Origin of the sequence: Marinobacter sp. 1_MG-2023, assembly GCF_030549045.1 — a bacterium.
Classification (GTDB): domain Bacteria; phylum Pseudomonadota; class Gammaproteobacteria; order Pseudomonadales; family Oleiphilaceae; genus Marinobacter.
In genome coordinates this window covers 768,595-791,924 of the sequence record NZ_JAUOST010000001.1, presented here as the reverse complement: position 1 = coordinate 791,924, position 23,330 = coordinate 768,595, and the positions used below count along the sequence as shown (strand labels likewise).

Genomic DNA, 23,330 nt, shown 5'->3' with positions numbered 1-23,330 from the left:
TTATAACAAAAAGACTGTAAAAACGTTCACATCTTATATGTCGCCCAACCAAATAGGTTTTACATGCGCATCAAAACCGCCTTGGGAGCTTTTGCTCTTTCAACACTGTTCCCTACCGCCGCCCTGGCAACGAATGGTTACTTCAGTCACGGTTACGGGGCCATAAGCATGGGCATGGCCGGCGCTGGTTCAGCCTTGTCTCAGGACAGCATGGCTGCTTCCACCAACCCGGCGGGCATGGCCTTTGTGGGCAGCCGTATTGATGGCGGCATAGAGGTATTTTCACCACGGAGAGAATATTCAGTTGAAGGCCCTCTATCACCCCCTCCCGCATTTTCTCTTCAGCCGGGCACCTACGAAAGCAGCAAAAACGGCTTCCTCATCCCTCATTTCGGATTCAACCATGAGGTCTCAGACACCACGGCTGTAGGTGTTTCCATTTTTGCCAATGGGGGCATGAACACCGACTACTCGGGTGACAACGGCGGGGCATTCTATGGTGGCCGTACCGGGGTGAACCTTGAGCAGCTATTTATTGCACCGACGGTGTCCTGGGAGTTTGCCGACAATCAAGCCATCGGTATTTCTCCAATAGTCGCCTATCAGCGCTTTTCGGCGGAAGGGCTGCAGAGCTTTGCGCCGTTTTCGTCCGATGCTGACGCACTTTCCAATAATGGTACAGATGACGCCTGGGGTTACGGGTACCAGATAGGTTGGCAGGGTAAAATCACCGATACCCTGCGGGGTGGTGTCAGTTGGCGCAACATTCTGAAAATGGGAGAGTTCGACAAGTATCGCGGACTGTTCGCAGAACAAGGCGACTTCGACATTCCACAAATGTTCAATGCCGGCATTGCCTGGTCAGGCATCCAGGATCACTGGCTTCTATTGGACATCCAGCATATTCGATACAGCGAAATTAACAGCATAGGCAACTCTGTAATGCCCATCACACCGGGATCTTTGGGTACAGATGAAGGGCCCGGGTTCGGCTGGGACGACATGACCATCGTAAAACTTGGATGGCAGTGGCAGCAGACTCCTGGGCATGCCTGGCGGGCTGGCGTGAGCTACGGAGAAAACCCGATCTCCGCCGAAGACGTTTTATTCAACATCCTCGCGCCGGGAGTGCAGGAATGGCACTTCACGGGTGGATTCACTCACGGTTTCAGCGAAAACCTGGAATTGTCAGCAATGGCCTTCTTCTCGCCCGCGAAAGAAGTCTCCGGCCCCAACCCACTGGCGCCTAACCAGACAATTAGCCTGGAAATGTACCAAATCGGCGCCTCCGCCAGTCTGGGTTGGGTCTTTTAATCGCCACAGTAAAGCAATGGGTGTGACAGCTCCTCTTCTGATTACCAGGAAACGGAGCTGTCAGGGCCACGCTTGATGATAGGCGTTTCACCTTCCCAGATAGCCAGGCCTGATTCGAGATCGGTCAGGGACAACTGAATGTAGTATTCCACCTGTTGCTCCTTACCCACCTTATGATTACGCTGAAGAATTTTTCCTGAAAGGCTCAGATCAGGTGCCTGAAGTGTGCCTTTACGCATAACGCCTGACTGATCAAACTCCTCCGAATCGCGCAACTCACGCGCTTTCATGTTCATTTCATCCTCTGCGCCGTTGAGGCCGACGGCTGTGGTGGTCACAACCTTTCCGGATTGGAGAAGGGATACGCGGATTTTTTTGGTGAGCTGGTCGGTATCAATACGCTGCATGGTGTCGTTGGTCACACGGCTGACCACCATGATGTAACGGCTACCATCGGGATTGTTTACGGCGCCACTGGCAAGCATGTCCTCAACAGCATCTGTGGCCGCCTTTTCAAAATCCCGGTAGTCCATAGTCATAGCGACGGGACCATCGTCAGCAGCCGGGTCAATATAGCGGGCAGGTGCGGCGCAGCCGGCGACAACAGCCAGGCCGACTGAAATGGCAAGAGCACGTATCAACATAGGAAGTTCCTTTTATTTGGGTTCACGGAGGTGCAACTGGTAACTGGTGGCCCTGGCATGAGGTGCAGTGGCATCGAAGTAGCGCACCTGGCCAGTCAACAGGGTTGCTTTGCGATACCCCTCACCAACGCTTTTAACAACCATGCCATTGTCGTCAAACCAGATCACGGTCCATGCAAGCTCGGCATCTGACCTCGCTTCCACCGCAAACTGCACTTGCAGAAGGCTATCACCACCGGGTTGAGCCAGGCGTTGATCAAAGAGTTCTGTCACCGTCATGGCGTAGCTGACTTCCGGGTCTACCCTAAGGTTTTGCCTCTCACTCATTGAATGAGTTTCCGGCTGCGAGGCGCAACCTGCCAGGCCGAAAATCAGCAGACTGGCTAATAATAGTGTTTTCATAGCATGATTCCTCATCTCACTCGGGCATGCGCCTTAATGTCGCTTCAGTTTTCCCCTGCAAATCCATAGTGATAACCGTCGCAGGGGCACTCAGTGTAGGTCGCTTAACATACACCAGTGTGAATGCCTGGTGTGGAATATCCAGTTCACCCAGCACCTTTCCCCGGTTATCCAGTAGCGTGATGCTCCCGCTTTCAGGGCGATCGACACGTAAGGCTTCCCAATGATCAGGTAATGCCTGCCAGCTGCGCAGATCGGCCTGAGTAGTCGCAACCGCATATGCGGCAGCAAAAAGCTGGCCCCAGGGGCCAAACTGATCTGCCGCCTCGCTCTGGAGAACGGCTTTACTTATCGCAGACGCAACAGCTCGGGAGAGTATGCCCGGGAACCGCTCTTTCATCTCGGTACGGATAACCTTGCCCATGTCCGAAATTCTTTCTGTCTGAACGAGCTGTCCGGTGGGCTCGACCACGCCGAGACCACCAGGTACAGCGGATCGTTCAGTATACTCCGGTAGAGCTATACCCACATACGCGGGCGCCTGGTGGGCGCCGCGCACAATAAACAAGGGTACATCCAGTCGGGATTCTCGCAGAACCGGCCCCAACCCGTTTTCATACAAAACCCATACTTGCGGGGGCAACTCTTTCAATGACTGTCTGCCCGACGCGAGGTCGGCAGCCAACTCTGCATCGGCTTGCAGCACCCTGCTCCCCGGGCTCATTTGTGCAACACGACCAAGCGAGGTAACCGCCCGTTCATAATCTGCGGCGTCTTCAGCATTCGCAAGAAAGTAAATGCCATGGAGATACGTACTTGAGGGCACAATAAATTCAGGGAAAACAGACCAGCTCGAAGTCGCACCGTACTGGTTATCAACAGCTGACTGAAAGCGGCTGTCTCCAAGGCTGGTGCGAACCATCGAGGCTTTCTGGTTCCCGCTCTGAGCCTCACGCTTCAGGGCAGCCTGCTGCTCAGCGATTTCCTTGCGGAAATAATCAACAGCGCGACGGGTCCGGTCGTCGGCCCGGTTAAACTCGACCCGGGCGTATTCGGTATTGCCCGAAGCCAGAAACGCCAGTCCTTTATAGGTATTCACCAGCACAGCCTCAGACATCAAAGCCTCGTAGTCCCGTGTTGAGTCATTGACCATAACCGCCAAAAGGCCTTCCGTAGCACTCGCCAGCAAGCCCTCAGTATCGAGGTATTTCATCCCCTCCTCTGCCAGGTCGAACGCTTTGACAGATTCGTCATAATGGCCTGTCAGGCGGTACATTTCGCCCTGATGCAGTAATTCGAGCAAGTGCGCCCTGGAATCGACAGGTTTCTTATCAGACTCACGGAAGCTCATCGCCTTAAGCGCCGACGTGTAATCACCGGCAACATAGGCTGAATTAAAAGAAGCAAGCTGATCACGTTGTTGGAACGACGAGCACCCTGAAACAAGAAGTGCCAAAATCGCCGCAAAAACCACGTACCAAGAGCTTTTCAAACTACCATTCCTTGCAAACCATCATCTCCCGCCCGGCCCTGTCCTTTGATGCGTCAGGAAATCGACGCAAGATTTCGTGCCGTAATTTCCACAATTCGCTGCCGCGCCTCACGGCTGGCCCAGGCCGAGTGCGGCGTAACAATCAGGTTTGGAATATCATCTGCTAACAAGGGGTTGCCATTTCGCGGCGGCTCCTCCGTCAGCACATCAAACCCGGCACCTCCAATAATGCCCTTTCGCAACGCATCTGCCAGGGCCGCTTCATCGACCAGCCCGCCGCGGCTGGTGTTAATCAGCAGCGCGTCCGGTTTCATCATCTGCAATTCCCTGGCTCCAATCATATTACGGGTTTCATCGGTTAACAGGCAGTGAAGTGAGAGAACGTCCGCTTGCGGGAGGAGCTCGTCCATAGGAATCCTGGGGTACCCATCAACTTCCCCTGCCGACTGTCCAGGCCGGGCGCCCAGCACTATATTCATGCCAAATGCCCTTGCCCGTTCCGCAACACCCTGGCCGAGATCTCCGTAACCAACGATTCCGAGGGTTCGCCCCTCGAGTTCCATGATCGGGTGGTTCATCAGGCAAAACATGTCGCTTTCAGCCCAGCGCCCTGCACGCACATCACGATCGTAATCCAGCAGGCGCGTTGCCAAAGCCAGCATCAACGCCACGGTGTGTTGCGCCACCGTTGAGCGGCCATAGTTGGTCACATTGAGAACCTGGACGCCATGTTCTCGAGCGGCTTCCAGGTCAATATTGTTCACCCCGGTGGCCACTACTGCGATAGTTTTCAGCTCCGGACAATTCTCGAAATGCTCCCTGGTGAGCAAAACCTTGTTAACCAGAACAGTGTCGAAGCCGCAGATCCGCTCGGCCACTTGCTCTGGCGTGGTTGCGTCATGTTTAACAATGCCGCCAGCAACCCGCTCAACAGCGGCAAGGTCTACATCATGGCCAAGTGTGGCCGCATCAAGAAATACCGCTTTCATACTTTTCTCCCTCATCAATATCGCCTGAGATTAAGGTAGACTGAACCAAACGTCCAAATAAGAGAGCGGAAACATGGAACACGAATTCTGGCACGAGCGCTGGAGTAAAAAGGAAATTGGCTTTCACGAAGGCACCGTCAACCAGTTTCTTTACGACCACTGGCCAGAGCTTTCCGGCAGTGGTACCGAAAGCGTATTCGTTCCGCTATGCGGCAAAGCCCACGATATGTGGTGGCTGCATGACCGGGGTCATGCTGTCCTGGGCGTGGAACTGAGCGAGATCGCCTGCAAGGATTTCTTTGAAGAAGCCGGCGAAAAAGCCATGGTTCATCCCGGCGAGCCTTTCACAACCTTCAGCCATGACAATCTGCAACTCTGGGCCGGCGACTTTTTTCAGTTAGCCCCGGACGACCTGAAGCATGTCCGTCTGGTATACGATCGCGCTGCACTTATTGCCCTTCCCCAGCCTATGCGCAAGAAATATGTCGAGCACCTTACGGCCATTATCCCGGAAGGCACCAAGATTCTGCTCATTACCCTGGACTACAAAACCAGAATTACCCCACCGCCGTTTAACGTCAGCGACGAAGAAGTTCGGGAGCTCTATTCTGCCGACTACGACATCGAGCATGTCCTTTCCAATACCCTCCCCAACGATCACATGTTCACCAAACGCAAGGGCCTGATAGGCGCAACTGAGAGCGTATTCCGGCTCACTAAACGCTAGCACCGGGGCAGTAGCGGTAACATAATTTAATGAACCTTAACCGTTTACTGCCTGTCCAACCTCGTGACCGTGAACTAAGCTCAAGTTAGAGCTGGCCGGAATCCGGCACAGAACGTGATCGGCCGAAAACATCCTTTCCTTTAACCCATAACCAACGAATCGCCAGCATGGCGACCGTAACTGCAACGGGGATATTGCGTGTACTGAAAACTGAAGAACAGCGAGCGAGGGGCTACCCATGAGCATACTGCAGCAGTTTAGAAACCGGTATGAGAGCACCCAGGAAGAAGAGTACAGCCTTGAGGAATACCTCGAGATCTGTAAAAAGGATCCCACGGCCTATGCTACGGCCGCAGAACGATTATTGATTGCCATCGGCGAACCCGAATTTGTCGATACTTCCCGTGACACCCGCCTGTCACGTATCTTTTCCAACAAAATCATTAAACGATACCCGGAATTTTCCGAATTCTACGGCATGGAAGAGGCTGTGGAGAATATCGTGTCGTTCTACAGGCACGCGGCTCAGGGGCTGGAAGAAAAGAAACAGATTCTTTATCTGCTGGGTCCCGTCGGCGGTGGCAAATCATCACTAGCAGAGAAGCTCAAGTACCTAATGCAAAAGGTGCCCTTCTACGCCATCAAGGGTTCTCCAGTTAACGAGTCGCCTCTAGGCTTATTCGATCCAGCCGAAGACGCCAGCATTCTGGAAGAAGAGTACGGCATTCCCTCTCGCTATGTGAAAAACATCATGTCGCCCTGGGCAGTCAAGCGCCTTCATGAATTTGGCGGCGATATCAGCCAGTTCCGTGTGGTGAAAAAATATCCCTCGGTGCTGGATCAGATTGGGGTATCCAAAACCGAGCCGGGGGATGACAACAATCAAGACATCTCTGCGCTTGTAGGCAAGGTGAATATCCGCATGCTGGAAGACTACTCCCAGGACGATCCGGATGCCTACAGCTTCAGTGGTGGTCTGTGTAAAGCCAACCAGGGACTCATGGAGTTCGTAGAGATGTTCAAGGCGCCCATCAAGGTGCTGCATCCATTGCTTACTGCGACTCAGGAAGGCAACTACAACACCACCGAGGGCATGGGTTCTGTACCGTTTGATGGCGTTATCCTTGCTCATTCCAACGAATCGGAATGGCAGACTTTCCGTAACAACAAGCACAACGAGGCGTTTCTTGACCGGGTGTACATCGTCAAGGTGCCCTACTGTGTGCGTGTGACGGAAGAGATCGAGATCTACAAAAAATTGTTGAAAAACAGCTCTCTGGCCGGTGCGCCCTGCGCGCCGGATACACTGGATATGCTGGCGCAGTTTTCCGTGCTCTCCCGCATCAAAGAGCCGGAAAACTCCAGTGTTTTTTCCAAAATGCGGGTCTACGACGGCCAGAACATCAAGGACACAGATCCCAAGGCTAAATCCATCCAGGAGTACCGCGATGCAGCGGGCGTTAACGAAGGCATGGACGGCCTTTCGACCCGGTTTGCGTTCAAGATTCTCTCCAAAGTCTTCAACTTCGATACCACCGAAGTGGCCGCCAACCCCGTGCACCTGCTTTACGTGATTGAAAAGCAGATTGAACAGGAGCAGTTCGCGCCCGAAACTCACGAACGCTATCTGCGTTTTATCAAAGAGTTTCTGGCTCCGCACTATGTGCAGTTTATCGGCAAGGAAATCCAGACGGCCTATCTGGAAAGCTACAGCGAATATGGTCAGAACCTGTTCGACCGCTATGTAACCTATGCCGACCTGTGGATTCAGGATCAGGAATTCCGGGATCCGGAAACCGGCGAGATTCTCGACCGTTCGTCTATCAACGAGGAACTGGAGAAAATCGAAAAGCCGGCAGGCATCAGCAACCCCAAAGATTTCCGCAACGAAGTTGTCAATTTTGTACTGCGGGCCCGAGCTAACAACCAGGGACAGAATCCATCCTGGCTTAGCTACGAGAAGCTGCGCAGCGTGATAGAGAAGAAGATGTTCTCGAACACCGAAGACCTGTTGCCGGTTATTTCGTTCAACCCAAAAGCCAGCCAGGAAGATCAGAACAAGCACAAGCAGTTCGTCGAACGCATGGTCGATCGGGGCTACACGGAGAAGCAGGTGCGCTTGCTGGCCGAGTGGTACCTGCGAGTACGCAAGTCGCACTAGCAGTGGCAGCGGACTCGGTAAACGCGCCCGCGATACTTGCCCCGAACGCGTAAGTGGAGTGTGAATTATGGGTATGACCCACATTGTCGACCGACGACTGAACGGCAAAAACAAGAGCGCGGTGAACCGGGAGCGGTTTTTACGCCGCTACCGCCATCACATAAAGAAGGCAGTTTCTGACGCAGTACATCGGCGCTCGATCACCGATATAGAACGGGGGGAGCGCGTCAGTATTCCCACCAGGGATATTGATGAGCCAGTCTTCCATCATGGCCAGGGTGGCCATCGCGAAATGGTGCACCCGGGTAACCGGGACTTCGTGGCGGGAGACCGACTGCCAAAACCGGAAGGCGGCGATGGGCAGGGCCAGGGACAAGGTCAGGCCAGCCCTGACGGCGAAGGCATGGATGAGTTTGCCTTTCAGATCACCCAGGACGAATTTCTGAACTTTCTGTTTGATGATCTCGAACTTCCGAACCTTGTCCGCAAAAAGCTCAAGGATACGGAAACCTTCAATTATGTGCGCTCCGGCTTCAGCACTCAGGGTGTGCCTGCAAAACTAGACGTCGTTCGATCACTACGCGGTGCCCACGCCCGTCGCCTGGGTCTTGGCGGCGCTCGCAAAAAGAAAATTCGTGAACTGGAAGCCCAGCTTGCCGACCTGAAATCTGCTCCCGCTGATCTGGATGCCGCGTTCAGCCATGAAGATCAGATAAAAGTGCTGGAAGACGAAATTGCCCGCCTAAAGGCCAACGTAAAACGGATTCCGTTCATTGATGAAATCGACCTGCGTTATCGCCAGCATCTGAAGCAGCCAAAACCGGCCACCAGCGCAGTCATGTTCTGCCTGATGGACGTGTCTGGCTCAATGACTCAGATGCACAAGGACACCGCAAAGCGGTTTTTCATCCTGCTGTACCTGTTCCTGAAAAAAAACTACAAAAAAATCGATGTGGTGTTCATTCGCCACCACACCAGCGCCAAAGAAGTGGATGAAGAAGAATTTTTCTATTCCCGGGAAACCGGTGGCACCATCGTTTCCAGCGCCCTGAAACTGATGCACAAGATCATCGAGTCCCGCTACTCCCCGGCAGAGTGGAACATCTATGCGGCACAAGCGTCTGATGGCGACAACTGGAACGACGACTCACCCGTGTGCGGCAAGTTGCTGACCGACAGCATCCTGCCCCTGGTGCAGTATTTCGCCTACGTGGAGATTACTCCCCAGGACCACCAGATGCTGTGGCACGAATACGAGCGGGTGCAGGAGCGCTTCCCCGAGAGTTTCGCCCAGCAGCAAATTGCCGACCCCGGCGAGATCTACCCGGTCTTCCGCCGGCTTTTTGAGAGGAAAGCCGCATGAGTGATGCCCTCGATACTCCGAACGACTCTGGCAATGAGAGCCGGGCAAGTGGCAATCCGGTTTCCACCGGCTCGGAATGGACGTTCGAACTGATTCGACAATACGATGAGGAAATTGCCAAGTGCGCCGCCGAGTTCGGCCTTGACACTTACCCCAACCAGGTTGAGGTGATCAGTGCCGAGCAGATGATGGACGCCTACAGCTCGGTAGGCATGCCAGTTGGCTACAATCACTGGTCGTTCGGCAAGCAGTTTCTCAGTACATCCAAAGGCTACCAGCGCGGGCAGATGGGGCTGGCCTATGAAATAGTGATCAACTCCAACCCCTGCATTGCCTACCTGATGGAAGAGAACACTCTGCCCATGCAGGCACTGGTGATTGCCCATGCCTGCTATGGCCATAACTCGTTCTTCAAGGGCAACTATCTTTTCCGCACCTGGACAGACGCCAGCGCCATTATTGATTACCTGGTGTTTGCCCGGAATTATGTGTCTGAGTGCGAAGAGCGTTACGGCGTGGATGCGGTCGAGGAAATACTCGATTCCTGCCATGCTCTCATGAACCACGGCGTCGACCGCTATAAACGACCCGCTCCGATCTCTGCCGCCGAGGAAGCCCAGCGCCAGGAAGAACGAGAGGACTATCTGCAACGCCGGGTGAACGATCTGTGGCGCACTATTCCGAAAATGGGGGAGGATGAAGATCCGATAAAGCGCCAAAAGCGCTACCCGGAAGAGCCCCAGGAGAACCTGCTGTACTTCATCGAGAAAAATGCGCCCCTGCTGGAGACCTGGCAGCGGGAGATCATCCGGATTGTGCGCAAGCTGGCCCAGTATTTCTACCCGCAGCGCCAGACTCAGGTGATGAACGAGGGCTGGGCTACGTTTTGGCACTACACTCTGCTGCATCGGATGTACGAGAAGGGCCTGGTGACCGATGGCTTTATGCTGGAGTTTCTGCAAAGCCACACTGCGGTGGTGTATCAACCGCCATTCAACAGCCCATGGTATTCCGGCCTTAACCCCTACACTCTCGGGTTCTCTATCTTCACTGACCTGCGACGGATTTGTGAAACGCCCACCAATGAGGATCGCGAGTGGTTTCCAGACATCGCCGGCTCAGACTGGCTTGAAACCCTGCATTTTGCCATGGCCAACTTCAAGGATGAGAGCTTCATCCTGCAATTCCTTTCGCCCAAGGTGATGCGGGATTTAAAGCTGTTTGCCATTGAGGATGATGACTTGGAAGACAGCTACATGGTAACTGCTATCCACGACGAGCCCGGCTATCGGAAGCTGCGGGAGAAGCTCGCCCGCCAGTACAATCTTAGTTATCGGGACCCTAACATTCAGGTGTGGAGCGTGGATTTACGCGGCGATCGCTCGTTGACGCTCCGGCACGTGCCCGCAGACAGAGTGCCTTTGGGCACAGATACAGAAGAAGTACTGCGCCATGTTCACAGACTATGGGGCTTTGATGTGCACCTGGAAAGTGTGGAAGAAGGTATTGTGGTGGAGGATTACCACTGCCCGCACGCGCCTCCGCTAGGGTCCTGAGTGCAAGTGTGTCAGAGGCAAAAGCACCTTTGCCTCCAGGCCACCTTCAGTGCCGTCTTCCAGCCGGAGCTCGCCGCCATGCAAAGCAGCAATATCTGTAACGATCGCCAGCCCCAGCCCGGACCCGGACCTTGCCTCGTCCAGCCTGCCCCCCCGGCTCAGAGCCTGCTGACGCTCTTCCGGTGACATACCAGGCCCATCGTCGGCGACACTGAGCACCAGCCAGTCCCCTTCAACAACGCCAGTCAGGCTGATGGCACCTTTAGCCCAGTTGATTGCATTTTCAAGTAGATTGCCAACAAGTTCCTGCAAATCCTGGGCATCAATCCGCACCTTGAGTCCCTGTGGAAGACTACTCTGAAACATCAGGCCCCGCCTGCCTGCCAGGCGTCGGACGCCTTCAATAACGGGCTCAAGCACTGTGCCAATTTCCTGTTCAGCGCCCAGTGCGGCTGGGCCGGCCGCAGAAGCACGGGCCAGGTGATGCCGTACTGCCTCGTCCAACCGCTTGAGCTCCGCCCGCATTGCCTTCTCCTGCTCTTGCGGTAACCGTTCTGCCAGGGTGCCCAGCACAGCGACCGGGGTTTTCAATGCATGAGCCAAATTACCCGCAGCGGTTCTGCCTCGCTCCATCAGGCGCTGGTCTCTTTCCAGCACGGTATTAATCGCCTCTGCCAGCCGCGCCAATTCCCGGGGCAGGTCGGTCTCAATGGACGGCTGCCGACCCTGCTCTACCGCCTTCAGGCTTCGTTCAATCCGCCGCAGGGGCGCGAGCCCCCAACGGATCTGCAAACCAATCAGCACAATGAGAAGCCCGCCCAGTGTTACCAGCGACAGCCACAGCAAAGTCTGGAAACGGGCAATCTGCGTTTCTACCTCATCAAGGTTAGCGGCCACCTGCACGTGCAGAATGTCGTCAAGGTTGGGAAGGCGTATGTCCCGTTCCAGCAATCGAAGCTGCTCGCCTCTGGGGCCGGTGACGGTGCGGAAGGCTATGCCTGGTTCATGGGAAACGGCTAACCGCTGATCCCATAGCGACCGGGACGTAAGTACCCGCTCACTCTCATCACGAACTTGCCAATACCAGCCAGAAAACACCCGGTCAAAACGAGAGTCACCCAGCTGCCTGCTGGTCACCAGTGCATCTTGCCGGACATCGTAGCTGACCCCGGCAATCACAACATTGAGCAGACTTTCAAGGCGCTCATTAAAGGCCGTATTCACCGCTTCCCGGAAGTTCCATGACAGCAGCGCACCGGCGGCAGGTAATACCAGAACAACAAGCACCAGCGCTGAGACCAGCATGCGCGTAGCTATAGGAAGCCGGCGCAGCCGGCCTGTCAGGGTCATGATGCCTCTTTATCCGCAACCATCCGGTAGCCCTGACCACGCAGGGTTTCGATACTTTGGCTACCGAGTTTCCGCCGCAAGCGGCTCACCTGAACATCAATCACATTGGAATCCGGCTCTGTATCACCGTCATAAACGTGCTCGGCTAACTCGGTGCGGCTAACCACCCGGGGCGCGGCATGAACAAGGTGGGAAAGCAGCCGGAATTCCTGGGCCGTCAGAGATACTGGCATGCCTGCCCGGCTTACCTGGGCACTGTGCGTATCCAGGGAAATATCCCCGACCCGAATAACCGGGTGGGCATGACCGTGAGCTCTGCGCACCAACGCTCTTAAACGAAACAGAATTTCAGCAGTTTCGAAAGGCTTGGTAACGTAATCGTCGGCACCAGCGGAAAAGCCCGCGGCTTTATCAGACCAGCGCTCTCTTGCGGTCAGAATCAGAACCGGTAATTCGATGCCCTGCTCACGCCACTGGGACAACCACTGAGCACCATTACCATCGGGCAGCCCAAGATCCAGAATAACCGCATCGTAGCACTCGGTACTGACCAGGAAATCTGCAGTGCGGCCATCGCCTGCGATTTCCACCAGAAGGCCCGCATCTTCAAGCGAAGCTGCAAGCCCCCTGGCCAGCGGCTGATCATCCTCTACCAGCAAGATTTTCATTGGCGCTTCATTCCGTTGATGTTGGTGCCCTCAATGCCGATAAGCTCCCCGGTTACCGCATCCACTTCGAACTCGATCACTTGGCCTTCAGGGCCCAGAAGTTCGATTTCATAAAGCTTTTTACCATCCTCCTGCTCAAACTCCACATCAATTACCTGCCCGTTCCAGTCGCGCAACAGGCTATCCAGAATTTCACCAAGAGATTTTATTTTGCCCGCCTGCACGTCTTCATGCAGCTTGCGCCAATCCTCATCGGCAGAGACCGGCGCTGGTCCGGCCAGGAACAATACAACGGCAAACGCCGCAGCAATGAGCGCCGTGGTGGGGATGATCAGTTTCAGCATGTAGAAGGGCAAATGTTTCATGATTTCATTTTGTCAGAGTCAACATGAATGAACCATGAACAAAATACTCACTCTCCTGCAAGCAGCCTTTACCTAAGATACCCCCAACGTTCAGGAAGACCTCCCTCAGGAGGCGCTACCAGAACACATTCAGATAAACACTGTATGCACCATTAACAGATACATTGTGACCAACGAGTCAGGAGAAACAGCATGAAGACACTGATCGCAACCGCACTCGCCGCCAGCCTTGTTGCAGCACCCCAGGCTTTCGCATCCGGAACCATTGATGACGCCAAGCGAGCTGTCCAGATCGGCTCAGACTATGGCATTTCGCACTTCCACAGCATTGAACTGGAAGATGACCGCGACGACGATGGCAGCATGGAAATCGAAGGCTGGGTTGATAACGAATGGTTCGTAGAGATTGATGTAAACAATGACGGCTCGATCAAAAAAGAAGAGCGCCGCAAGCGCGCGGATGGTCCCTGGGGCTTATCCGCTGCCGAAGTTGCAGACTACATTGATGCCAGCGTAAAACAGGGCATGAGCCGGGTTGAGGAAATCCAAATCAATTCCCGAGGCGAAATTGAAGTGGAAGGTGATAACGCCGACGGGCAGGAGCTGGAAATTGATTACCGCAGCGGGAACATGGAACCTACCCGAGTGGATAGAGACGACCGCTCTTAAGCACGAACGGCTACCGGCAAAGGACTGCCGGAGTGCCCGGCTACATGGCCAGCTGGTTTAGAACAAACCCTGAATCCAGTCCACCATCCAGGGCACCAAAATCGCCGTAGCGAAAGCAGATAGCGCCATTGCCAACCCTGAAAACGCCCCCATTCGACTACTCACCTGGAACGCCCTCGCAGTTCCTATGCCGTGGGCCGCAACGCCCATGGCAATGCCTTTTGTCGTATCATCTTTTACGCCAATCCACTCGAACAGCTTGGTGCCTAATACGGCCCCGATAATGCCGGTAATCACCACCAAGACCGCTGTCAGTGAGGGCAATCCCCCGATGTTCTCGGATATACCCATCGCCACAGGGGCGGTAGCGGATTTGGGCGCAAGAGACATCTGGACCTCCAGCGATCCGCCCAGAAGCCGTGCCAGCAAAACAGAGCTACCCGCCGCGATTCCAACGCCGCAGATCAGCGATATGAGTACCGGCAACCACAGTTGGCGCAACCTCGAAAACTGCTGATAAAGCGGCACAGCCAAAGCTACTGTGGCGGGCCCCAACAGAAAGTGCACAAACTGTCCGCCGGCAAAATAATCGTTGTAGGAGATGCCCGAAACAAGCAACAAAGTAATCAGCATGGCCACCGACGTAACCACCGGATTCGCCAGCGGGCTACCATTGGTTTTCAGATAAAACCGGTATGCCAGCCCATAGGCCACAAGAGTGACCGTCAGCCCCAACAAAGGAGTCGCGGAAAGATAAACCCAGATATCCGACAGCCCGGGATTATTCATCGTTCTGCCCTTGCATCTGCCCCGTTTTTGTAAACCAGCGACTGGTCTGTTGCATGATCAACGCCGTGGCTACCATGGTGATAACCGTGCTAAGAAGCAAAGCGAGCGTAATTGGCAACCATTCATCTGCAATCCGGCCAAAGTGCGTGATCATGCCTACGCCTGCAGGAACAAACAGCAATGAAAGATGACTGAGTAGTCCGGTAGAAGCCTGCTCAACGGACTCGGGCGCCCGCCCACGGATCATCATGGTGACGAACAGCATGACCATACCGAGAACAGGCCCCGGAATCGACACGCCGAGCAGACGCACAATTATTTCTCCTGCCAGCTGATAGACCAGCAGTAATGTAATACCATTGAGGAACTGCACGACCTTGCCCTCCGATTACCTAACAACACCCGAACTGACTTTAGGAATAATACTCCGGCCATATACAGCGAGCAGAAACCCGATCGGAAACATCAACACTCCGTATACTGCAGCCGGTATGGACATCGCGCTGGATTCCAGCAGCGTGAGTGTGACCATCAGGGCAATGGTCCCGTTTTTGACGCCCAGTTCGACGGCTACCGCCAGGGATTCTCTCTGGGTCAACCCGGTGACACGGCCGGCGAGCAGGCCGATAAAAATACCCACCACATTCAACAGAATCGTTGCTGGCCCTGCCTGCTTAAGCAGCTCCCAGATCTGGTCTCGCACTCCGTAAACGAGCACCACAATCAACAAGGCGAGCACAACACCGCCGAACACGCTTACGATGCTCTCCGCTTTACGCGCAACATCAGGCTTACGGGCCCGCACCAGCATGCCAATGGCTACAGGAAAGAGCACGATGCCAACCAGCATGCCGATGGTTTTCCATACCGGCAGTACAATATTTTCTTCCGTGCCCATGTAGAACTGGAGCGCCACATTGGCAAACAACGGCAGTGTGAGGATGGTGATCAAACTGGCACTGACCGTCAGCACAATGGATAGTGCAATATTACCCCGCGCGAGCAGAACGAAAAGGTTTGAGGTTGTTCCACCGGGACACGCCGCTATTATCACCAGGCCAACCGCAATAGCCGGAGGTACTGCCAGCGCAGATGCCAAAGCAAAAGCCACGAGAGGCATCAACAGAATCTGGGCGACAGTGCCTACAATTATACCTTTTGGATAAACCGCGACCTGCCGGAAATCCTGAAAGGTCAGTGTCATGCCTATACCAATCATGATGATGAACAGCGCGATTGGCAGTCCTGCTGAGATAAGTGGGCTTGATTCCACAGTGCCTCCGGATGTCGTTGTTTTTATTAATTCATTGTTTAGAAAGTAACACAACTCATCAGATTTCGGGAGCTTGCCAATAGCAGCTCACGAAACCGCCGGTATCTGCAGTGCTGACACTTTTTTTCACCTCGGAGATCGTCTCCAAAGACACTAACCCGTATACTCATAATCAACAATTATAAAGACCCACTTTCACGCCCGAACAGGGCAGAGGTGCACAAGGAATGAAACGTCTGGGAACTCTTGATGCTTCATGGCTGGCTGTAGAATCAGAAGACACGCCAATGCATGTGGGTAACATGCAGATTTTTTCATTGCCGGAAGGCGCGACCGATACTTTCCTGCGTGACATGGTCACCAGCATGAAAGAAACGGGGGATATCGCCCCGCCGTGGAGCTACAAACTCGCATGGTCCGGTTTTCTGGGCCGGCTGCTGGCACCATCCTGGAAAGTCGATAAAGATATCGATCTGGATTACCACGTGCGTCACTCCGCACTTCCGAAACCCGGTGGTGAACGGGAGCTCGGCATCCTGGTCTCGCGCCTGCATTCCAACCCGCTGGATTTTGCTCGCCCGCTCTGGGAATGCCACGTTATTGAGGGGCTGGAGAACAACCGCTTCGCCCTGTATACCAAGATGCACCACTCGATGATTGATGGCATCAGTGGCGTGCGCCTGTTGCAACGGGTCCTTAGTACCAACCCGAAAGAGCGGGATATGTTGCCGCCCTGGTCGGTGAAGCCAGAGCGCCGACGGGGCAATAAGAGCGATTCAGAAGCAAGCATTCCTGCGGCATTTTCTCAGGCCCTGGACGCTCTAAAGCTGCAGGCCGATATGGCGCCGACACTCTGGCGGGCGGGCACCAGACTCGTGCACTCAGCGCGACACCCCGAAGACGGTCTGACTCCACCATTCAAAGGACCGGTTTCAAAGATTAATCACCGCGTAACCGGGCAGCGTCGATTTGCCACGCAGCATTACCAGCTTGATCGCATCAAAAAACTCGCCCACTCATCTGGCTCTTCACTGAATGATATTGTGCTTTACCTTTGTGGTACGGCACTACGGCGTTTCCTGCTCGAGCAGGATGACCTTCCGGATACGCCGCTGACCGCTGGCATCCCGGTAAATATCCGACCGGCGGATGATCAGGGCACGGGCACCCAGATCAGCTTCATGATTGCTTCGCTTGCCACCAACGAGGCGGACCCACTTACACGTTTACAGAACATCAAGTCATCCAGTCGCCGGGCCAAAGAACACTTGCAGAAACTCCCGAAAAGCGCACTGAATCAGTACACCATGCTGCTGATGTCGCCGTATATCCTGCAATTAATGTCAGGCCTCGGCGGGCGCATGCGCCCTGTTTTCAACGTGACCATCTCAAATGTTCCTGGCCCACAGGAAAGTCTGTACTACGAAGGCGCAAAACTCGAAGCCATGTACCCGGTTTCGCTGATTGCCCATGGCGGCGCTTTGAACATTACCTGCCTGAGCTATGCCGGGTCACTGAATTTCGGATTTACCGGCTGCCGTGACACCTTGCCAAGTATGCAAAAGCTGGCAGTGTTTACCGGAGAAGCGCTGGACGATCTGGAAAAGCTGATTCTTCCGCCCAAGCCCAAAAGAGCGCGGGTGAATAAAGACGGGAAGGCCTGAACCTGCCTGGCGCCCCGGTTTCAGGGGCGCCAGGTTCACCGCACAATCGAAGATCAGGCGATCTGCAGCAGCCTTAGCAATTGCGGTTTGTAGTGATCCTTCATAACGTCTTTGAGGGTGTACTTATCAAGTACTGAGAGAAACGCCTGCAAGGCTTCACCAAACATGGGCTTCAGACCACAAGCCGGCGTGATTTTGCAGGCATTCTTGGAGGAGTAACATTCAACAACACTGAGATCGTGCTCGGTTTCGCGCACCAGCACACCCACATTAATATCTTCTGGCGCCATATGAAGCCTCATACCGCCCTTTTTCCCCCTGACCGTCTCTATATACCCTTTCCTGTTGAGCTGATGCACCACCTTCATCAAGTGGTTCTTGGATATATCGTAGCTATCTGCGATTTCCTGAATTGTAGTAAGGCGATCACCTTGTGCAGCCAGGTAAATCAGCACTCGCAGTGAGTAGTCAGTGTAGCGGGTAATGTGCATTCAACACTCCGGTTGTTCGGTGAAGGCTGTCAATAAGAAGGCCTGGTCAGTAAATAACTTGCTACGCCGGCCATAAAAATTCCCGAGATCGCAAGTATTGTCCCGGCGGCTCCCATGAAAACAAGTGAACTCCAGCTCAACAGCATCATGCTGCATGCCAACACCTTCGCCTTTAACGGTATGACCCGGTTTCGGCGCCAGTCGCTGATGGCAGGCCCGAACGAAGGGTGTTCCTCAATCCAGCTGGCAAAGGCCGGAGAGCCCTTGCTGGCGAAAAATGCCGCAAGCAACACAAACGGTGTGGTAGGTAGTAGGGGCAAAACAACACCGATAGCGGCAAACGCTACCGATATATACGCAAGAATTCTAAAACTGGTTTTACCGGATCGCGCTGCCATGGCCGACACCTCTGAACTTTTCAATCCTCTATTCAGTATACATCTAATCAATAATCAGGTCTCCCTGGACGATTAAAAACGCCAACCGACTTACCCCGCGAGGGGTATCGGATTCCCATAATGATTCTGCGATACTTGGTCTATACTCAATTCAAAAACGTGCGACCAGCAGTTACAGGAAAGAAACAGATGTCCCAGAGCAAGCTGAGAGACCGTTTTGGCAGGACCGTTAATTATGTGCGCCTGTCCGTTACCGACCGCTGCGATTTCCGTTGCGTATATTGCATGGCGGAAGAGATGACTTTTCTGCCCCGGCAACAGGTTCTGACGCTTGAAGAAATCGCCCGAGTGGCAAGAACGTTTGTTTCCCTGGGCACGGAAAAAATCCGCCTTACAGGCGGTGAGCCTCTGGTTCGCAAGGATATCCTCGAACTTGTTCGCGAGATTGGCACCTACGGCTTGCGCGACTTTGCCATGACCACCAATGGCAGCCAATTACCCACAATGGCGGAGCCTCTTCGTAAGGCGGGCCTTGCGCGGCTAAACATTAGCCTGGATTCACTCGATCCCGAAAAATTCGCGAGCATTACCCGTACCGGAAAGCTGTCACGGGTACTCGATGGCATAGACGCCGCCAAAGAAGCCCAGTTCAAAGGCATCAAACTGAACACGGTGGTAATGAAAGGCGGGAATGATCACGAGGTTCCGGACCTGATCGAGTTTGCCCGAAAGAAGAATGTCGACATTACCTTCATTGAAGAAATGCCTCTGGGCGATATTTCCGAGCACGATCGCGGACAAGCTCTGTGTACAAGTGATGAAGTACGCGACATTGTCCGCCAGCATCATGATCTGATTCCCACACCGGAGGACTCCGGCGGACCAGCCCGTTACTACCGTATGTCGGACAGCCCCATCAAGGTTGGCTTTATTTCGCCCCACTCCCACAACTTCTGCTCCACCTGCAATCGCGTCAGGGTAACGGTTGAGGGCAGATTACTACTGTGCTTGGGGAACGAACATTCGGTTGACCTGCGCCGGGTTCTTCGTGGTCATCCGGTAACCAATGACAAACTCCGGCAAACCATTATCGACTCCATGGATCTCAAGCCGGAGCGCCACCATTTCTCTGCCAATGGTGACGTCCAGATTCTGCGCTTCATGAATATGACAGGGGGCTGAGGCAACTCGGCCCCCTTAAGAAAACACCGGCCTTAGTGTTCGTGGCCGTGTTGCATGCCTGAGTGCATTTCTCCATGTTGCTCTCCAGACATATCTTCATGCATACCACCCATGGGCATCCCGGTATTCAGGTGATCCAGAGTGATTGCGTCATAGGTCACTACTTCACCGCCGTACTCCATCATAAAATCATGGGCAGCCGATTCTGTGGCGAATGACGCCAGGGTTGGCCCCATGGCGCCTTCGCGCCCGGAGCCTGCCACGTAAAAGGCTTCACGGGCATCGATCAGTGCGGTGTCGTTCGGGTTATCCCATTCTTCCTGGCTCATGTCGTGCACATAGAGGGTGTGCTTGCGGTTCACGTTCTCTGGCTGCAACACCCAGGCAAACATGTCCTTGGTGGAGCAGAATTTATGAACGGCTTGCTCTTTTTCGGTAATTACTTCGCCTTTGGGGCCGGGGAATCGGGTGATGGCCATACCGCAAACGTGACACTCGTCGCCGTCTTCTATATGAACCGGTGCCGGTTTTTCAGCGATTTTTTCGGCTTCACCGGAACAGCCGACCAGGAATACCCCTGACATCAGCAATGCGAACAGCAATTTCAAACGAACAGATTTCATCGGTAAATATCTCCAGATCAGATACGACGGCTACGAAACAGTGCCAGGGCACCGGCCAGGGGAACAACAAACCAGAGCACCAGTGCCAGCCATAGCCCGCCAGGGCCAATGGGCAGATCTGCACCAAGGCTGAGAACGCCGCTGAGCTGCGCACCATCGCTGAACGTAACAATGTTCAGTAAACGGTATATATCTGTGGGGTTAAGCAACAGAAGCCAGGGCAGCAAGTCCGGATTGAACTCGCCCTGGCTGGCAACCAGTGTGCCCAGCAACATCAAGTCAAAAATCAGAACGAAAAAGAACCAGATGGCCAGGGCCAGACCTGCGGCGACCGGCTTCTCACTCACCCGCACACTCACCACATAAGCCAGAGCAATAAACCCCCAGCCGAGTAGCGTGGTTGAAACAATAAAGCGCAACATGGCGAGGGCCAATGCGCCAACCGCAACATCCTGAACCAGCACTGCAATCGCCACGCCGGCCACGCCAAAACCAATCAGTGTCGCCAGTGCCAACGTGAGCCCGTGACCTAAAAACTTGCCAAACAACAGCTGCCCTCGGCTCAACGGATAGGTCATCAGCAGCAACAATGTGCCACCCTCTTCCTCGCCCACAATGGCGTCATAAGCCAACAACAACGCAATAAGCGGTATCAGGAAAATGCCCAAACTGGCGAGACTGGCGATGGTCGCCGGGGTAGACGCATAACCAACCTGCCCGGACGCGGCGGCGCCAAACCAGGCAATGCCCAGAGCCAGAGTGGCGAAAACGAGAGCAATAGCGATCAGCCAGCGGTTACGCAGACTGTCGCTGAGCTCCTTGCGGGCGATGGTCCAGATACTGTTCATTGGGAACCTCCGCGATGGGAAAGGCCGCCGGAACCAATAAAGTGCACATACACATCCTCCAGCGTCGGCTGATAGATACCCAGGTCACGAACTTCACCAGACGCCATCAGGGTCTTGACCAGGGCCATTTTTTCCGAAGAACGGACATCCACATGCAAGTGCCCGTTATCGCGTCTTACCATCAGCCCGGCAGACGCCTGCGCGCCATTGATGACAGCTTCCAGTTCTGCCACACCGTTCTCCGGTTCAAGGGAAAGGGTTATCGGCATGTTGGCTTGCCGACGCAGTGAACCGAGATCACCAACAGCCTTCAGGGACCCATCAGTCAGAATCGCCGCCCGGTCTATGTAAGGCTCCACACCAGGAAGCACATGGGAGCAAAGAACAATGCCAGTGCCTTCATCGCGCAGCTTGCGAAGCAAACGATAGAGGTCAGCCGTGGCTACCGGGTCCAGCCCCACGGTGGGCTCATCCAGCATCAACAAGCGCGGTTTTCCAAGTAAAGCCTGAGCAAGCCCCAGACGCTGCCGCATGCCTTTGGAGTAGGTCTTAACGCGAGCATCCATGGCATCTTCCAACCCCACCTGCCCCAGCAGTTCCGGCACCTGTCGCAGGTTCGCGCCTTTCAGACGGGCAAAGTGGGCAAGGATTTCACGGCCGGTTAGCTGCGGGTAAAACATCACGTTTTCCGGCAAATAGCCGATATACTGGCTTACTCGGGGATCCCCCGCCTCGCCATCCAGCACTGAGACCTTGCCCTGAGAGGCTGTCATAAGGCCAAGAATCAGTTTAATACTGGTGGTTTTGCCGGCGCCGTTGTGGCCAAACAACCCGAGGATTTCTCCCGGCTCAAGGCGCAAGTCAATACCATTTAACACCAGCGCCTTATCGTACCGGTAGCTCACATTCTCAAGACGAAAACAGCTCATCAGGACTCCGGTTGTAACATTTTGGGAGGGCTCATCAATGGGTGTGAATCACTGACACCCGCTGCCTTGATCACTGGAAAAGCTTCCTGAACCCAGCGCAGAGTATCCACCGCCGGGCTGAACATCAGGATTTTGGCCTCGGGGTAGGTCCATAGCAGGCGATCAACATTATCGTTGGGCTCGTAAGGCACATCGCCGATACCATCCTGATTGCGATCCCAGCCCAGGTAATCACTCCAGAAATTGCCCTCACTGCCCTTCGACCACTCCTGGGTGCGGATTGCCACATACTTCACCTGGCGCTGGTTATTGATAAACGCATTGTGAAATACCTCGTTATCTTCCGAGCCGGCAGTCAGATGAATCCCTACGCCGCTATCCCGGAACACATTGTTCTCAAATGTGTTGTAGAGAGAGTTGTAGATAAACACAGCCTTGCCTTCCGCGCCGGAAACCGACACACCCGCGGTCTGGCCTTGCGACACCCCGGAAACTACATTTCCCCGAAGCACCGACTGGGTAATAAAGTTCATCAGAATGCCGTAATTCTCATCATTCTCAGACCGGTTATTGAGCACCTTGAGCCGCTTGCTCTGCATCAACGCATAACCGGTGCGCGTTCCCCGGGTCACATTGCCTTCCAGAAGGTTATCCATGGAGTACATATAGTGAATGCCATACCTGAGATCCGTCATCGTGTTATTGATAATCTCGTTACCGTTAGCGGTCTCGATATAAATCGCATCCCGGGTCTCGCGGATATCATTCCCCTCGATCAAGGCCCCGGTCGTGTTGAACAGATGAATACCATTCCCTCGATCATTCGAACGCACCGAAGCATCGCCCCGAATGACATTGCTCCTGACCGTCACATCCGGCGTCGCATCCAGCCAGATACCAAACGCCGAGCCTTGCAGGTCGTTATTCTCCACCGTCGCATTGCTGGCCTCCCGGTTAACAAAAACCCCGGCATCCAGCTCATTCAGATCCGTACCCCAATTCCGGATACGACAACCAGAGAGCGTTACACCCTCGGCCTGAATCTCAACGGCGTTCCCCACTCCACCGCCATCTATTAGGGTTTCCGAAGCACAAGCCACAGTCACACCCGGCACCCTGATAGCAAACGGCGAAAGGTTTTCAGAGGGAAGCTCAAACATAGCGCCTGGCTCAAGGTCATCCAGCTGCTGCTGAATATCCGCCTGTGCGGTCAGTGATAGCAAAGCGACTGTCAGGGCCGCCCCTAAACGCAAAATGGGGTGCATTACCGATCACTCAATAGATTCAAAACTTACTGGAAACTCTGGCAAATCAAGGGAAGAGGGTCTTTCAAAACTGTGCGGAGCCATGGATGGCGGAGCCCAAGCGCCACATGGATGTGCCGCAAGGAGCGTGTTTTGAAAGACCCTCTTCCCTTGATTTGCTTCTCCAAA

At 54.3% G+C, this 23,330-nt stretch carries 24 protein-coding genes; 8 read left to right on the top strand and 16 right to left on the bottom strand.

Annotation, left to right across the window (positions count from 1 at the left end):
• Positions 1–63 precede the first annotated feature (63 nt).
• The gene (locus Q4606_RS03615) at positions 64–1,314 is read left to right on the top strand and encodes an OmpP1/FadL family transporter (protein ID WP_303596554.1); all 1,251 of its coding nucleotides are present in this window, start codon (positions 64–66) and stop codon (positions 1,312–1,314) included.
• A gap of 41 nt (positions 1,315–1,355) precedes the next feature.
• Here the strand turns inward: Q4606_RS03615 and lpoB are convergent, their stop codons facing one another.
• The 4 genes from lpoB to Q4606_RS03595 are packed head-to-tail and all read right to left on the bottom strand — an operon-like array spanning position 1,356 to position 4,841.
• Complete coding sequence (gene lpoB / locus Q4606_RS03610) at positions 1,356–1,958, bottom strand: penicillin-binding protein activator LpoB (protein WP_303596555.1); 603 nt, start codon at positions 1,956–1,958, stop codon at positions 1,356–1,358.
• Between the two features lie 12 nt (positions 1,959–1,970).
• Complete coding sequence (locus Q4606_RS03605) at positions 1,971–2,360, bottom strand: YcfL family protein (RefSeq protein ID WP_303596556.1); 390 nt, start codon at positions 2,358–2,360, stop codon at positions 1,971–1,973.
• A 16-nt stretch (positions 2,361–2,376) separates the two neighbouring features.
• Entirely contained in the window at positions 2,377–3,852 is a 1,476-nt protein-coding gene (locus Q4606_RS03600; protein WP_303606680.1) for a COG3014 family protein, read from the bottom strand.
• Positions 3,853–3,905: 53 nt separating this feature from the next.
• A complete protein-coding gene (locus Q4606_RS03595; RefSeq protein WP_303596558.1) occupies positions 3,906–4,841 on the bottom strand; it encodes a D-2-hydroxyacid dehydrogenase in 936 nt (311 codons plus the stop codon).
• A 73-nt stretch (positions 4,842–4,914) separates the two neighbouring features.
• Here Q4606_RS03595 and tmpT point away from each other — a divergent pair, with 73 nt between their 5' ends.
• From tmpT to Q4606_RS03575, 4 genes are all read left to right on the top strand, one after another.
• On the top strand, positions 4,915–5,568 hold the full coding sequence (gene tmpT / locus Q4606_RS03590) for a thiopurine S-methyltransferase (RefSeq protein WP_303596559.1): 654 nt from the start codon (positions 4,915–4,917) through the stop codon (positions 5,566–5,568).
• 238 nt (positions 5,569–5,806) lie between these two features.
• Positions 5,807–7,729, top strand: coding sequence for a PrkA family serine protein kinase (locus Q4606_RS03585; RefSeq protein WP_303596560.1), 1,923 nt, complete (start codon positions 5,807–5,809; stop codon positions 7,727–7,729).
• A gap of 67 nt (positions 7,730–7,796) precedes the next feature.
• The gene (locus Q4606_RS03580; protein WP_303596562.1) at positions 7,797–9,092 is read left to right on the top strand and encodes a YeaH/YhbH family protein; all 1,296 of its coding nucleotides are present in this window, start codon (positions 7,797–7,799) and stop codon (positions 9,090–9,092) included.
• Positions 9,089–10,648, top strand: a complete 1,560-nt coding sequence (locus tag Q4606_RS03575; protein WP_303596563.1) for a SpoVR family protein — start codon at positions 9,089–9,091, stop codon at positions 10,646–10,648. Before Q4606_RS03580 ends, Q4606_RS03575 begins: the two co-directional genes overlap by 4 nt.
• Here Q4606_RS03575 and Q4606_RS03570 read toward each other — a convergent pair.
• Genes Q4606_RS03570 through Q4606_RS03560 form a run of 3 tightly spaced genes read right to left on the bottom strand, consistent with a single transcriptional unit; the run spans position 10,637 to position 13,031 of the window.
• Entirely contained in the window at positions 10,637–11,998 is a 1,362-nt protein-coding gene (locus Q4606_RS03570; protein ID WP_303606679.1) for a HAMP domain-containing sensor histidine kinase, read from the bottom strand. The genes Q4606_RS03575 and Q4606_RS03570 overlap by 12 nt on opposite strands.
• Entirely contained in the window at positions 11,995–12,666 is a 672-nt protein-coding gene (locus Q4606_RS03565) for a response regulator transcription factor (protein WP_303596565.1), read from the bottom strand. Before Q4606_RS03565 ends, Q4606_RS03570 begins: the two co-directional genes overlap by 4 nt.
• The gene (locus tag Q4606_RS03560) at positions 12,663–13,031 is read right to left on the bottom strand and encodes a PepSY domain-containing protein (protein WP_303606678.1); all 369 of its coding nucleotides are present in this window, start codon (positions 13,029–13,031) and stop codon (positions 12,663–12,665) included. The genes Q4606_RS03565 and Q4606_RS03560 overlap by 4 nt, the downstream gene beginning before the upstream one ends.
• Positions 13,032–13,223: 192 nt before the next feature.
• Between Q4606_RS03560 and Q4606_RS03555 the strand changes: the two genes are divergently transcribed.
• The gene (locus Q4606_RS03555) at positions 13,224–13,700 is read left to right on the top strand and encodes a hypothetical protein (RefSeq protein ID WP_303606677.1); all 477 of its coding nucleotides are present in this window, start codon (positions 13,224–13,226) and stop codon (positions 13,698–13,700) included.
• A 57-nt stretch (positions 13,701–13,757) separates the two neighbouring features.
• Here Q4606_RS03555 and Q4606_RS03550 read toward each other — a convergent pair whose 3' ends face one another.
• Genes Q4606_RS03550 through Q4606_RS03540 form a run of 3 tightly spaced genes read right to left on the bottom strand, consistent with a single transcriptional unit; the run spans position 13,758 to position 15,762 of the window.
• Positions 13,758–14,489: an LrgB family protein gene (locus tag Q4606_RS03550; protein WP_303606676.1), complete on the bottom strand. Its 732-nt coding sequence runs from the start codon at positions 14,487–14,489 to the stop codon at positions 13,758–13,760.
• Positions 14,482–14,862: a CidA/LrgA family protein gene (locus Q4606_RS03545; RefSeq protein ID WP_303596569.1), complete on the bottom strand. Its 381-nt coding sequence runs from the start codon at positions 14,860–14,862 to the stop codon at positions 14,482–14,484. Before Q4606_RS03545 ends, Q4606_RS03550 begins: the two co-directional genes overlap by 8 nt.
• Before the next feature lie 15 nt (positions 14,863–14,877).
• Complete coding sequence (locus tag Q4606_RS03540; RefSeq protein ID WP_303596570.1) at positions 14,878–15,762, bottom strand: bile acid:sodium symporter family protein; 885 nt, start codon at positions 15,760–15,762, stop codon at positions 14,878–14,880.
• Between the two features lie 227 nt (positions 15,763–15,989).
• Here Q4606_RS03540 and Q4606_RS03535 point away from each other — a divergent pair, with 227 nt between their 5' ends.
• A complete protein-coding gene (locus Q4606_RS03535; protein ID WP_303596571.1) occupies positions 15,990–17,426 on the top strand; it encodes a wax ester/triacylglycerol synthase family O-acyltransferase in 1,437 nt (478 codons plus the stop codon).
• Between the two features lie 53 nt (positions 17,427–17,479).
• Here the strand turns inward: Q4606_RS03535 and Q4606_RS03530 are convergent, their stop codons facing one another.
• Together Q4606_RS03530 and Q4606_RS03525 are read right to left on the bottom strand one after the other, a co-directional pair.
• The gene (locus tag Q4606_RS03530) at positions 17,480–17,917 is read right to left on the bottom strand and encodes an Rrf2 family transcriptional regulator (RefSeq protein ID WP_303596572.1); all 438 of its coding nucleotides are present in this window, start codon (positions 17,915–17,917) and stop codon (positions 17,480–17,482) included.
• Between the two features lie 29 nt (positions 17,918–17,946).
• Positions 17,947–18,315, bottom strand: coding sequence for a YbaN family protein (locus Q4606_RS03525; protein WP_303606675.1), 369 nt, complete (start codon positions 18,313–18,315; stop codon positions 17,947–17,949).
• A 189-nt stretch (positions 18,316–18,504) separates the two neighbouring features.
• On the opposite strand from Q4606_RS03525, the gene moaA reads away from it, so the two are divergent.
• A complete protein-coding gene (gene moaA, locus Q4606_RS03520) occupies positions 18,505–19,497 on the top strand; it encodes a GTP 3',8-cyclase MoaA (protein WP_303596574.1) in 993 nt (330 codons plus the stop codon).
• A gap of 32 nt (positions 19,498–19,529) precedes the next feature.
• Here the strand turns inward: moaA and Q4606_RS03515 are convergent, their stop codons facing one another.
• From Q4606_RS03515 to Q4606_RS03500, 4 genes are read right to left on the bottom strand one after another with little or no spacing between them, the layout of a single operon-like run.
• A complete protein-coding gene (locus Q4606_RS03515) occupies positions 19,530–20,120 on the bottom strand; it encodes a nitrous oxide reductase accessory protein NosL (RefSeq protein ID WP_303606674.1) in 591 nt (196 codons plus the stop codon).
• A 17-nt stretch (positions 20,121–20,137) separates the two neighbouring features.
• Positions 20,138–20,968 carry an ABC transporter permease gene (locus Q4606_RS03510; RefSeq protein WP_303596577.1) on the bottom strand — a complete coding sequence of 277 codons (831 nt, stop codon included), beginning with the start codon at positions 20,966–20,968 and terminating at the stop codon, positions 20,138–20,140.
• Positions 20,965–21,897, bottom strand: coding sequence for an ABC transporter ATP-binding protein (locus Q4606_RS03505; protein ID WP_303606673.1), 933 nt, complete (start codon positions 21,895–21,897; stop codon positions 20,965–20,967). Before Q4606_RS03505 ends, Q4606_RS03510 begins: the two co-directional genes overlap by 4 nt.
• Entirely contained in the window at positions 21,897–23,162 is a 1,266-nt protein-coding gene (locus tag Q4606_RS03500; RefSeq protein ID WP_303606672.1) for a nitrous oxide reductase family maturation protein NosD, read from the bottom strand. Before Q4606_RS03500 ends, Q4606_RS03505 begins: the two co-directional genes overlap by 1 nt.
• Between the last annotated feature and the right edge of the window lie 168 nt (positions 23,163–23,330).

Excerpts from the sequence above, each read along its gene's own strand:
- Q4606_RS03555 (WP_303606677.1), top strand. The coding sequence starts at position 13,224 with ATGAAGACACTGATCGCAACCGCACTCGCCGCCAGCCTTGTTGCAGCA.
- Q4606_RS03575 (WP_303596563.1), top strand. The coding sequence starts at position 9,089 with ATGAGTGATGCCCTCGATACTCCGAACGACTCTGGCAATGAGAGCCGG.
- Q4606_RS03535 (WP_303596571.1), top strand. The coding sequence starts at position 15,990 with ATGAAACGTCTGGGAACTCTTGATGCTTCATGGCTGGCTGTAGAATCA.
- Q4606_RS03530 (WP_303596572.1), bottom strand. The coding sequence starts at position 17,917 with ATGCACATTACCCGCTACACTGACTACTCACTGCGAGTGCTGATTTAC.
- Q4606_RS03510 (WP_303596577.1), bottom strand. The coding sequence starts at position 20,968 with ATGAACAGTATCTGGACCATCGCCCGCAAGGAGCTCAGCGACAGTCTG.
- Q4606_RS03595 (WP_303596558.1), bottom strand. The coding sequence starts at position 4,841 with ATGAAAGCGGTATTTCTTGATGCGGCCACACTTGGCCATGATGTAGAC.
- Q4606_RS03585 (WP_303596560.1), top strand. The coding sequence starts at position 5,807 with ATGAGCATACTGCAGCAGTTTAGAAACCGGTATGAGAGCACCCAGGAA.
- Q4606_RS03565 (WP_303596565.1), bottom strand. The coding sequence starts at position 12,666 with ATGAAAATCTTGCTGGTAGAGGATGATCAGCCGCTGGCCAGGGGGCTT.
- Q4606_RS03505 (WP_303606673.1), bottom strand. The coding sequence starts at position 21,897 with ATGAGCTGTTTTCGTCTTGAGAATGTGAGCTACCGGTACGATAAGGCG.
- tmpT (WP_303596559.1), top strand. The coding sequence starts at position 4,915 with ATGGAACACGAATTCTGGCACGAGCGCTGGAGTAAAAAGGAAATTGGC.
- Q4606_RS03580 (WP_303596562.1), top strand. The coding sequence starts at position 7,797 with ATGGGTATGACCCACATTGTCGACCGACGACTGAACGGCAAAAACAAG.
- Q4606_RS03605 (WP_303596556.1), bottom strand. The coding sequence starts at position 2,360 with ATGAAAACACTATTATTAGCCAGTCTGCTGATTTTCGGCCTGGCAGGT.
- Q4606_RS03515 (WP_303606674.1), bottom strand. The coding sequence starts at position 20,120 with ATGAAATCTGTTCGTTTGAAATTGCTGTTCGCATTGCTGATGTCAGGG.
- Q4606_RS03500 (WP_303606672.1), bottom strand. The coding sequence starts at position 23,162 with ATGCACCCCATTTTGCGTTTAGGGGCGGCCCTGACAGTCGCTTTGCTA.
- lpoB (WP_303596555.1), bottom strand. The coding sequence starts at position 1,958 with ATGTTGATACGTGCTCTTGCCATTTCAGTCGGCCTGGCTGTTGTCGCC.
- Q4606_RS03615 (WP_303596554.1), top strand. The coding sequence starts at position 64 with ATGCGCATCAAAACCGCCTTGGGAGCTTTTGCTCTTTCAACACTGTTC.
- Q4606_RS03560 (WP_303606678.1), bottom strand. The coding sequence starts at position 13,031 with ATGAAACATTTGCCCTTCTACATGCTGAAACTGATCATCCCCACCACG.
- Q4606_RS03550 (WP_303606676.1), bottom strand. The coding sequence starts at position 14,489 with ATGAATAATCCCGGGCTGTCGGATATCTGGGTTTATCTTTCCGCGACT.
- Q4606_RS03570 (WP_303606679.1), bottom strand. The coding sequence starts at position 11,998 with ATGACCCTGACAGGCCGGCTGCGCCGGCTTCCTATAGCTACGCGCATG.
- moaA (WP_303596574.1), top strand. The coding sequence starts at position 18,505 with ATGTCCCAGAGCAAGCTGAGAGACCGTTTTGGCAGGACCGTTAATTAT.
- Q4606_RS03525 (WP_303606675.1), bottom strand. The coding sequence starts at position 18,315 with ATGGCAGCGCGATCCGGTAAAACCAGTTTTAGAATTCTTGCGTATATA.